A 10,858-nucleotide genomic window follows, 5' to 3' on the forward strand; every position below is an offset into this window, starting at 1 on the left:
AAACCAGTTACATTGATGATAAAAAAATATAAATATTATTTAAACATTCATTTTTTCTTGCAAAGTTTCAAACAACTGCCCCATCGTAATATTTCTCAAAACTTCTTCCATCGCGGATTGCGCTTGAATTAAAATAATTTCTAACACCGCTTGAATTTTCGCCCCAATTGGACAATCTGGATTCGGTTGCTCGTGAATATGAAATAGCTTGTCTTCTTCGACTACGTTCACTGCATGATACACATCTAACAATGTGATTTCATGTAAATCCTTTAGTAATCCCGCGCCACCCGGTCCACGATTTACGTAAACAAAGCCAGCTTGTTTCAAGTACGACATCATTTTACGAATGACTACCGGATTCGTATTTACACTTTCAGCCATATAGTCTGAAGTACAAAGTGAAGATGGATTGTTTTTCAAAATAGATAAAATATGAACAGCTATGGAAAAGCGGCTACTAATTTTCATCGTAATCACCACCTCGATGTAATCATTATAGTTACAACTAAAAAATAAGTCAATCCTTTTCATAGATTTTTTATAAGCAAATTAAAAAGTGCCCCATTATGATATATGAGACACCCCTTTTTATTCTGCAAATAGCGCTTGAAATTCTTCAATAAATAGCTGTACAGCGATTGAAGAATCCTTTAATGAAGGAACAGCTAAAGCAATTTCTCTCCATACTTGCGGTTCCAATTCTCTCGTTTGCACATTATGTGGTAAATTCGTTAAAGATAATTCAGCTAATATTGCAATGCCTAATCCTTCTTGAATCATATTTAAAGCTGTAGTAACGGTAGAAATTACATACTCAGCCCGAAGTGGTACGTTGGCTTGTTTAAACATATCAATGATGGGTGGTTCGTATCCGCCCTTACATAATATGATCGGTTCATTCTCCAAATCACGAATTGTAATAGAGTCCTTCTTACAAAGAGGATGATCCTCTCTTAAGATAGCAACCATTTTCCCCTTCGTTAACGGGACAATCTCCATCTCTTTATTAGGCAAAATAACAATTCCTATATCAACAACCCTCGATATTAACCAATCTTCAACTTCTTTAATTGTTCCTTCGCAAAGAACGACCTCTAAGCTCGGATACTTCTCCTTAAAATGGTTTATCATTTTCGGTAAGAAATGTGCAGAAGCACTCGGAAAACTCCCAATTCGAATCGTCCCCACTTCGTGTCCTTTCTCCATCGCAACTTCTTGTTCAATCTTCGCTACACCGTTCAAAATCTCTCTAATATGTACAAGAATCCTATTTCCTACATCCGTAACGAGTAGCCCTTTTCGTTTATCACGTATAAGAATAGTAACTCCTAACTCTGACTCAATACTTGAAATCGCATGACTAACAGCTGGCTGCGTCATATTTAACACCCTGGCAGCCTTCGTAAAACTACCTAAATCAACAGTTTTTATTAATACTTGCAGTTGTGTAATGGTCATAACTAATCACTTATACTCCTCATAAAAAAGATTCATTTTATTTATTACAGTCGATATCATATCATAGTGAAATGAATAACAACAAGGAGGTCTTTCAGTGACACAGCTTTCTCGAACTAAGACGGCCATCATCCTTACCTTTCTCGTTTTCATGTGGGGAATCAATTGGCCTTTATCAAAGTTTGCCCTGCATTATACACCACCTGTTTTATTTGCAGGCGTTCGAACTTTAATTGGAGGATTCATTTTACTTCTGTTCGCATTACCAAAATACAAAGAGTTACATTTAAAAGAAACGTGGCATTTATACGTTATTTCTTCCTTACTTAACATCATTATATTTTACGGATTACAAACTGTCGGCCTTCAATATATGCCTGCTGGTCTATTTTCCGCTATCGTATTTTTACAACCTGTTTTACTTGGTATTTTCTCATGGATATGGCTTGAAGAAGCAATGTACGGTTTAAAAATTTTCGGGCTTGTACTCGGATTTATTGGTGTAGGTGTTATTAGCTCTAGTAGTTTAACTGGACATATTTCTGTCATTGGCATTCTTCTTGCATTAGGATGTGCGATTGGCTGGGCACTTGGAACAGTATTTATTAAGAAAACTGGTCACCGTGTGAATGCCATTTGGATGGTAACAATTCAGCTTCTTATTGGTGGTCTTTGTTTAATCGGATTTGGCTCAGAATTTGAAAGTTGGTCTAGTATTGCTTGGAGTATGCCATTTGTTAGTGTACTACTCTTTATTTCATTCTTTGTTATTGCAATGGGGTGGCTTGCATACTTCACACTCGTTGGAGCTGGTGAAGCGAGTAAAGTAGGGGCTTATACATTCCTTATTCCCCTTATCGCTATTATTGTAAGTTCAATCTTCTTACATGAAGCCATTACAATGAGCTTATTTATTGGCCTATTATTTATTGTTGTGAGCATTTGTTTTGTAAATATAAAACCGAAAACACTTGCTGTAAGGCAGCAGGTTGAAGTGAAATAAATATGAGAAAGAGCCTACTATTTGTAGACTCTTTTTTATATCTTATTTTTTACGACGCACTACAAAAACACACGCACCTACCGAAGATACAATTGCCAAAATAGATAAAACAATCGCTATCAATTGCATATTACTAGTACCTTCATTCTTTTCTACATTAGATACTTCACCATGTTCTCCTGTTAATGACGTACCTTTTGCAATTGTAGTAAGTGAATGCGGTTTTTCAGCTTTCTCATCGCCTGTCCATTCAACAATTTCTCCGTCTTTATATTGTTGATATGCATCCCAAGCTATTTTTTGTTCTTTATCCGGATTTTTAGCGACGAAAGTAAATCGTTGGAACTGACCGGGTAAAATCCCTTCTCCTATTGCTTCCCATACTACAGTTTTCACTTTTCCGGCATTATCTTTTTGCTCTTCCATTTTCCACCCTGGCACTGGTTCATACTGTTGGAATTCCACACCAGACGGTATTTTCAGTGTAACTTTTGTTGTTGCTATATTCTTTTCAACTGGTACTTTTATCGTGTAAGTCTCCCAAGAACCGATGTCAGAAGTTGCTGGCTTCACAGTAACGTGCGCACTAACAGGTAACGAAAACATTCCCATTGCAATTACTGTTGCGATCATTGTTGTTCCTAATTTTTTTATGCGTTTCATTTTCAATTAGCTCCTTTTTATCTATACCTACTCTTTATCCCGCTATTCGCCGGGTAGCCCAATTGATGAGGGCTGCTTAAAGTTTCACTTTATCTGCCACCTACAATAAATTTATAATCCGTATCGAAGCTATCAAGCGATTTCGTTAATCCATGTACTTGTATATTCCAGTTTCCTGTCATGTTAATATACATACCTTCTGCTTCATATTCTCCCGGTGAAACTGCCGAAACTTTAAATGATCCTTTTCCCATATTCATATCTAACGATTGAGTCGTTAATATAATTTGTTCCATATCAGTAACGGGTTGTCCGTTCTCATCATTTAAAGTAATATGGAATATATTTTGTCCTACTCTATTAGGACTTACATTTAGCGTCATTTCATATCCATTATCTAATTGTTTACTCTCTGTAAAAGGTCCAGTAGGAGGCATCGGTGGTGTTTGTACGTTTGTCATAAAAGCTACGATTACGAAAATGATAATTCCAATGATAAACTCTACTTTCACCGTAGCACCTAATCCTTGCTTCGCTCGCATTCTCCCTTTCATATAATGAATAATTCCCAATATCCCCATGAAAATGAATAAAAGTATCTTTGTTAATAAAGCCAATCCATACTTCGTATCAAATAACGAGTGGATTGTTGGAATAAAAAATGTACTGTTAAAAAGGCCTGTTATTAAAATCACGATAACAGCACCTGTTGCCCACGGTGAAAAACGCTTAATCATATCCCAATACATATGCCACTTGTTATCCTCTTTACGTAAAAGAAGAATAATAGATGATAAACCACCAACCCATAATGAAGCTGCGAATAAATGTAGAAAATCCATAACGACAGCAATGTCTTTAAACTTTAAACCGTATGCGTGACTATTAAAGGCTTTCATAACAAGTAACCCTATAAACAATAGTATTGGAATACTCCATACTTTAAACGACGAAAACTTCTCATGCTTCACCGCAAAATACGTAACAATTATAAGCGTACTAATGAGAACCATTTGAGTAATCCATACATAACCAAAAACAGAAAGCTGTAATGTTTCTTTTAATAGTAAAGGATTGAATGCTTCTAGCCATGAAACATCAGCATTTATTTTCGCTTGCAATGGTAGGTTGAATAACAAGCTATTAAATATCCCAAATAAGGAGATCCATATTATGTTCTTACTCCTTGATCGAACCGAGGTTGCATTCCCTTTATACATAATAAGATTAAAGAAGAGAACTCCTAAAAATAGCGAGAAACTCGCATATAAAATTCCACGTTCCATAATCATATCGATTTGCGGGACATACCCCATCTCTTCCACTTGTACATCGTCTGTTCCCGCTTCTGCTAATCCAATACGGAATGGAATAACCCCTTGAATTGGATGTCCATCAGCTGAAATAGCTTTCCACTGAATAGAGTAGAGACCATTTTTGAGGTTTTCTTTTAATCCGGCTTCTAATAGTTTTTTATTTTTTTTATCAATATGAGCATCTTTTAAATCGACCCTTTTACCTGATGTATCTCTCACGTACAATGTATTAAAACGTGAAACTTGTATGTCCTCATCGAATTCAATTTTTACAACAGATGGTGCTCTCTTCAACGTTTCATTTTCCATAGGGTTTGATTTCACAACGTACGCATGAGCAGATGCACTTTTCGGTATCAATATGATAAGCACACATGCAAGTAATAACCATGTCCCTAATCTTCTCATTACTTTCACACTCATTTCACTTCTTTCTTCCTCATTGCTCTATTTTCATTCCTTTAACTTCCAAAGTTTGATTCTCCGTAGAAATATTAACCTGATTAAATATAAATTTCTATAAAGTATAACTCTTTATTTCTCTTCCACCTCTAAACTTCCAATATAATAGTAACTATTATGATAGATACAACTTACATTTTTAAAGTCGATTGTTATTATATCATAAAATATATTTATGTAAGTTATCAAAGAAGAAAAGTTATCGTGAATCATTTGTGAAGAAAATGTGAAATACATAAATAAAAAGGTATTACGTTATTACGTAACACCTTTAAAAAAATATCCCTCTCCTATTTCTCTTCCGGATAATCACAATACTCGATAATCGTTCCTTCAGTATCCGCTGGGTTAAGATAAATTAACCTTCTACCGTGCTTATTAATGCGTAGTGTATGCTCTAATGTCCGAATACCTTGTTCTTTTAACTCTTCTAGAGCCACATCTAAATCATCGACACGATACGCAACGTGATGAACACCTTTACCTTTTTGTTTAATAAAACGGGCAATTGGAGATGTCGTATTATTCGTCGGTGCAAGTAATTCAATTCTATCTCCAGCCACTTCAAGAATGGCTACTTCACTTTCCACACCAGGAGCTTCACTTACGTAACGATCTATTAATTCTCCTGATAGAACCTGTTCATAAAAACGTATCGTACTATCTATATCACGAACTGCGATTCCGATATGATCAATTGTTTTTTTCATTTTATTTCCCCTACTACTTTATTTTTTCTCATTATTAATAGTAACAAAAAAAGCTATAGAAACAAGTTCTATAACTTTTTTTATTTAACCTATTTTTTTATCCGCTCTAGTTGCTGGTTGAACTTGGTTTTTCACTTTTAAAATACTAAGTCCATATCCGATAAATCCACCGATAATCGCTGGGAAGATCCAGCCTAATCCTACCTCCTGCATCGGAAGGAATTTAGTGAACACTTGGCTTACTACTTCAATGTTAACTCCAGCTGCACTTAATCCATCGAATAAGCTGATGATAAATGTTACGATTAAGCTCACTTGATAAACTTCAGCTCTTCCTTTGAATAATGAATGGAAGAATGTTAAGAAAATCAATACGATTGCTAGTGGATAAATTGCTGTTAATACTGGAACAGAAACTGCGATTAACTGTGTTAATCCTACATTTGCAACAATTGCACTAAATACACATAGCGTGATTGCAATTGCTTTGTAAGGAACATTTGGGAATAACTTATGGAAGAATGAAGAACATGCTGATACAAGTCCCACACTAGTTGTTAAACAAGCTACTGTAATCATTAATCCTAATAATACTCCGCCATATGATCCGAAATAGTAGTTAGAAACTTTCGCTAATACTTCTCCGCCGTTCTCTAAATGTCCAAGCTTTGCAACACTTGAAGCACCCATATAAGAAAGTGCTGTATAGATAATTGCTAAAATAGATGCTGCAATAATTGTCGCTTTTGCACAAACGACCATAATTTGTGTTTTCGTTTTCGCACCTTTTTCTTTAATAGCATTGATGATGATAATCCCGAATACGAATGATGCGAGCGTATCCATCGTTAAGTATCCTTCTTGGAATCCTTTAAAGAATGCATGTGATGTATAAGCTTCCACTGGTGCTTGCATATCTCCAATCGGATGTATAAAAGCAACGATTACTAAAATACCGATGAAAGTCAACTTAATTGGCGTTAAAATTTTTCCAACAATATCGACAATTTTCGCGGGATTTAGCGAAAAAAAACAAGTGATGCTAAAGAATATAATTGTGAAAAGAATTAAAGGTGTAGAACCTACTCCCTCTGGCATAAACGGCTTAAGACCAATTTCATAAGAAACATTTCCTGTTCTCGGTATTGCAAATAACGGACCAATCGCTAAGTATAAAACTGTTGTAAACACAATCCCAAACACTGGGTGAGCACGACTAGCTAACGACTGCAAATCATCTTTACCTGAAAAACCAAATGCTAGCACACCTAGTAATGGTAATCCAACACCAGTTACTAAAAATCCAGCGTTAGCAATCCATACATTCTCTCCTGCTGATTGACCAAGCATCGCTGGGAAAATTAAATTTCCCGCTCCAAAAAATAGTGCAAATAACATTAATCCAATAACTACTATGAACGAAATCGGTACTTTATTCGCCATAATATAACCCCCATTCAAGTTTCCTTATCTCATTTTCCAATTTTAACTAATTGAATTTTCTGAATATTTAATTTAATCATCAACTATTCTTGAACTCATTATAGTTTGCTATATAATATTTTGCAATACTATTTTCGAACTTTTCTTTTATTTTATAAATATACATTTTTTAACATGAAAAATAGACTAAAAAACCAACATGGTCATCCATGTTGGTTTTTCCATTTACTATCATGAATTAAAATTTTGCTGCTACTTTTTTAACGTTTTCTAGACCTTCTTCAACAATTTGTTGTGAACGATCTGGATATTGATTGTGTCCTTCAATTACAACTGTCTCTGGATTTGTAATTCCCCAGAATCCAAGTACCGTTGTTACGTAATTAACTGCCATTTCCATAGGAGCCATTTGCTCTGAAGAGTAATCTGAACCACGAGCACCTAACACAACTACTTTTTTACCACCAACTAAACCTTCTGGGCCATTTGCTGTATATTTAAACGTTTTTCCAGCTTGAGATAAGTATGAAATATATGTGATTAATGGCGCTGGTACTGTAAAGTTCCATAATGGGAATGCAAATACAACCTTATCAGCTTCTAAAAACTGATTTAAATATTGATCTACTGTAGCAACTGCCTTCTCTTCTTCAGCAGTTAACTCCATGCCTTGGCTACGTTTATATCCACCTGAAATCGCGATATTTCCGTAATAAGGAAGATCTAATGCAAATAAATCTAATTCCGTAATTTCTGTATTTGGATTTGCTTCTTTATAAGTACTTACAAATGTTTCATACATTTTTGAACTAACTGCTTGCTCCGCTGGACGATCGTTTGCTTTTACAAATAATACTTTTGACATTTTTTTATTCCCCTCTACATTCGTATTTTCTTCTTTTTTACCAAATAATGAGCTAAATAGTCCCATTTTCTTCACCTAATCTTTCTTTTCATATTCATTATTCATCATCATAAAAATTCTTATTCTAAGAAAAAGTTCCAATAGATACCTTAAGTTACGCTATCACAACTTTTTGTTATTTAATTACCTTATGTAAGTGATTGTAATATAGTCACTTACTTTAGTCAAGTAACTTTTAATAAAAAATAAAATCTCAAATAAAAAATATTAACTAAAATACAATTGAACACCAAATACATCTTTATTACTTGTATAATAAACTTTGAGAGGAAAATTCATATATAGAAAGGATTTATTCATGAGCACTATAGAAAAGCTTCAAACTTTTATTATTCTTTTTGCTGTTACATGCGGCATCGTACTCGGACAATTTAATATGATACATACGTATTCAGACAAATTTATTGTCCCCTTCTTATTTTTCATGCTATATGGATTATTCCTCAGCATTCCATTAAAAGAAATAAAAAACGGATTTCGCAATTTAAAATTTGCTGGAACAAGTCTTACTATTAACTTCTTATGGACACCTTTACTCGCTTGGGGGTTAGGAGCACTATTTCTTTCCGATCATCCAGCACTTTGGGTTGGATTTATAATGTTAATGGTTACTCCATGTACAGATTGGTACTTAATCTTTACTGAAATAGCGAAAGGTAATGTAGCACTTTCTACTGCAATTTTACCTGTAAATTTAATTTTGCAAGTACTGCTCCTTCCCATTTATTTATTTTTATTTGCTGGTGTCATGAAAACTGTAGCGATTTCTGTTTTAGTAGAAAGTATTGTTATCGTAATCGTCTTACCATTTATACTTGCACACGCTACAAAGTTCATTATGAATAAAATGAAAAAAGCTGAAACTCTCGAGAATAAACTCATTCCGTTTTTCAGCTCTGCTCAAATTATATTTTTAAGTTTAGCAATAGTAGCGATGTTTGCATCACAAGGTAAATATTTACTGCAAAATATGAATGTCGTTTTATTATTACTCGTTCCTGTTCTATTGTTCTTCATCATTAATTTTTTACTAGGACAATTTATCGGGCGCATGATGCATTTATCTTACAAAGATACAGTAAGTCTAAGCTTAACAACGTTAGCAAGAAACTCACCTGTTGCACTCGCTATCGCTGTGACCGCTTTTCCAGACGAACCTCTTATCGCACTTGCACTCGTTATTGGACCATTGATTGAGTTACCGGTACTAGCTTGTGTGTCACAAGTTTTGTTGCTTATTAAGAAAAAACGGCAATATGCATAATAAAAAACGTCCCATTTTGGGACGTTTTTTATTATGGAAAGACTACATACAACACTTACTTCTTATTTATCAATACAAATGAAATTACCGAAACTACAAACGTAATAATACCAATTATAAATTGATCGGCTCTAAAAATTTTATATGTTATAGAGAATTAACTTTTCGTTACATTAACAGATCCTTTCTAATTAAAAATGATAGGAAACGTAAATATAACGAAAGCTGCCCAAAGTCCGTATATTGGCAAATACTTCGTAACGGCATCTTGGATAGCTTTTGGTCCTGATTTATTTTGCAAGAAACGCATATAGGAAAACATAATCCAAATTAAATTTGCCCAGACCAGTATGTTTACACCTAAAACAGCAAGTCTATTAGGTGTAATCCCGTAAGAAGAAAGTCTGAATACTATGGCTGACAATGCGACAGTGTCAATAATAAGCGCCAGAACAATTAAGGAAAAATTTATATAATCTGAAATGTTCTTTTTCTCGTCCGAGTCACTCTCAACGATAGAAAATATAGTAACAGCCAATACGCCAAGCAGTATTCCGTTGAAGGCCATTAGGAAATTGCGATCCAAGAATGGATTTTTCCCGACCCAAATTACCGTTATAAGATAGATAAGCAAGGTAATCAGGACGAGAGGACTAAAAATTTTAGATATGTATGGTGTAATATTTTTAGCAAGCTTAAGATTCATTGATACTAAGTATGCAGTCACAATAGCGAGAGCCGCTGCTCCAAATAAAACAACATTACTAAAATAGAATTCTCCTATATCTAAGTCAACAAAGCTAAATAAACGCATGGTGAATACCGCAAGTATCATTCCGCTCACTGCCATGCTCCCGTAGAGAAGACAATATTCTAAATTAAATTTAATATAGGCTAATCTTGTACTGCCTTTTGAATATTCATTTCCTGTAAATGCAAGCCCTACTAAGACCCATAAAAATATAGGAAGATGTAAATAAGCAAGTATGGTACTGTCTTTATAATTTACTGGCAGCGTATTAAGATAATACCCGGAAATTAGGAACAACGCTGCAAGGGAATAAATAATACTTTTTTTCGGAGTATTATTGTAAACAAAATAAGCAGCAATAAAGGGAATTACACCAAAAGCCAAATTAATTGGAGCAATTGCTTCCTGCTCAACAAAGTGGAAAATGATTCTAGTGCTTATGCCGGCCAAAATAGCTAAAAGGCCCATGAATAAGAAACCATTTTGAAACAAAGATGTTTTTTCTTTATTTACCTTCTCCTTGAAATGCAACCTTTCATACCAAGCAGCTAGAACCTGAGAATCAGGTTTTTGGTCCCATGCTTGTGAGAATGATTTTTTAAAAGCTTTCGGATCTTTTCTATACATCTTCTCCAACTCATGAGGGTTATCCATATTTTCGATAATCAAATTTTGATTGTTCATAATTTTACCTCCTCTAATAAAAAACAGCTTTGTTACCTTTCTATAAAAAGCATCTCACTGATTTATTATGATAATGATTTTAATACACAATTTATTGTTTTACAATAAATAATTATCAATTATAAAGATTTTTTTATTGTATATTTCATTTCAAACAAAAATATATAGTACTACTT

Annotated in this window: 10 protein-coding genes; 2 read left to right on the forward strand and 8 right to left on the reverse strand. The window is 34.2% G+C overall.

The annotated features are described in order from the left end of the window. Nucleotides 1–39: 39 nt before the first annotated feature. A complete protein-coding gene (locus DN404_RS23190; RefSeq protein WP_149215512.1) occupies nucleotides 40–471 on the reverse strand; it encodes an Rrf2 family transcriptional regulator in 432 nt (143 codons plus the stop codon). A 120-nt stretch (nucleotides 472–591) separates the two neighbouring features. Then, nucleotides 592–1,461, reverse strand: coding sequence for a LysR family transcriptional regulator (locus DN404_RS23195; RefSeq protein WP_016122323.1), 870 nt, complete (start codon nucleotides 1,459–1,461; stop codon nucleotides 592–594). Nucleotides 1,462–1,558: 97 nt separating this feature from the next. Between DN404_RS23195 and DN404_RS23200 the strand changes: the two genes are divergently transcribed. Further along, nucleotides 1,559–2,464: a DMT family transporter gene (locus DN404_RS23200; protein ID WP_000192791.1), complete on the forward strand. Its 906-nt coding sequence runs from the start codon at nucleotides 1,559–1,561 to the stop codon at nucleotides 2,462–2,464. 42 nt (nucleotides 2,465–2,506) lie between these two features. Here the strand turns inward: DN404_RS23200 and DN404_RS23205 are convergent, their stop codons facing one another. From DN404_RS23205 to DN404_RS23225, 5 genes are all read right to left on the reverse strand, one after another. Next, nucleotides 2,507–3,127, reverse strand: a complete 621-nt coding sequence (locus DN404_RS23205; protein ID WP_000821416.1) for a YcnI family copper-binding membrane protein — start codon at nucleotides 3,125–3,127, stop codon at nucleotides 2,507–2,509. Nucleotides 3,128–3,216: 89 nt separating this feature from the next. Then, a complete protein-coding gene (locus DN404_RS23210) occupies nucleotides 3,217–4,866 on the reverse strand; it encodes a copper resistance CopC/CopD family protein (protein WP_149215513.1) in 1,650 nt (549 codons plus the stop codon). A 329-nt stretch (nucleotides 4,867–5,195) separates the two neighbouring features. Then, the gene (locus DN404_RS23215) at nucleotides 5,196–5,615 is read right to left on the reverse strand and encodes a VOC family protein (protein WP_000750854.1); all 420 of its coding nucleotides are present in this window, start codon (nucleotides 5,613–5,615) and stop codon (nucleotides 5,196–5,198) included. Between the two features lie 84 nt (nucleotides 5,616–5,699). Then, nucleotides 5,700–7,058 (reverse strand): branched-chain amino acid transport system II carrier protein, encoded by a 1,359-nt coding sequence (gene brnQ / locus DN404_RS23220; protein WP_149215514.1) that lies wholly within the window; start codon nucleotides 7,056–7,058, stop codon nucleotides 5,700–5,702. 238 nt (nucleotides 7,059–7,296) lie between these two features. Next, a complete protein-coding gene (locus DN404_RS23225) occupies nucleotides 7,297–7,989 on the reverse strand; it encodes an FMN-dependent NADH-azoreductase (protein ID WP_000522528.1) in 693 nt (230 codons plus the stop codon). 292 nt (nucleotides 7,990–8,281) lie between these two features. On the opposite strand from DN404_RS23225, the gene DN404_RS23230 reads away from it, so the two are divergent. Beyond that, nucleotides 8,282–9,247 carry an arsenic resistance protein gene (locus DN404_RS23230; RefSeq protein WP_000103825.1) on the forward strand — a complete coding sequence of 322 codons (966 nt, stop codon included), beginning with the start codon at nucleotides 8,282–8,284 and terminating at the stop codon, nucleotides 9,245–9,247. Between the two features lie 187 nt (nucleotides 9,248–9,434). Here the strand turns inward: DN404_RS23230 and DN404_RS23235 are convergent, their stop codons facing one another. Then, nucleotides 9,435–10,682, reverse strand: coding sequence for a DUF4153 domain-containing protein (locus tag DN404_RS23235; protein WP_001064721.1), 1,248 nt, complete (start codon nucleotides 10,680–10,682; stop codon nucleotides 9,435–9,437). Between the last annotated feature and the right edge of the window lie 176 nt (nucleotides 10,683–10,858).

Source organism: Bacillus sp. TE8-1, from assembly GCF_008368855.1.
GTDB lineage: Bacteria > Bacillota > Bacilli > Bacillales > Bacillaceae_G > Bacillus_A > Bacillus_A cereus.

Bases quoted from the DNA above. Each gene is read 5' to 3' on its own strand.
- DN404_RS23215 (WP_000750854.1), bottom strand. From the start codon at position 5,615: ATGAAAAAAACAATTGATCATATCGGAATCGCAGTTCGTGATATAGAT.
- DN404_RS23195 (WP_016122323.1), bottom strand. From the start codon at position 1,461: ATGACCATTACACAACTGCAAGTATTAATAAAAACTGTTGATTTAGGT.
- brnQ (WP_149215514.1), bottom strand. From the start codon at position 7,058: ATGGCGAATAAAGTACCGATTTCGTTCATAGTAGTTATTGGATTAATG.
- DN404_RS23225 (WP_000522528.1), bottom strand. From the start codon at position 7,989: ATGGGACTATTTAGCTCATTATTTGGTAAAAAAGAAGAAAATACGAAT.
- DN404_RS23190 (WP_149215512.1), bottom strand. From the start codon at position 471: ATGAAAATTAGTAGCCGCTTTTCCATAGCTGTTCATATTTTATCTATT.
- DN404_RS23230 (WP_000103825.1), top strand. From the start codon at position 8,282: ATGAGCACTATAGAAAAGCTTCAAACTTTTATTATTCTTTTTGCTGTT.
- DN404_RS23235 (WP_001064721.1), bottom strand. From the start codon at position 10,682: ATGAACAATCAAAATTTGATTATCGAAAATATGGATAACCCTCATGAG.
- DN404_RS23210 (WP_149215513.1), bottom strand. From the start codon at position 4,866: ATGAGTGTGAAAGTAATGAGAAGATTAGGGACATGGTTATTACTTGCA.
- DN404_RS23205 (WP_000821416.1), bottom strand. From the start codon at position 3,127: ATGAAACGCATAAAAAAATTAGGAACAACAATGATCGCAACAGTAATT.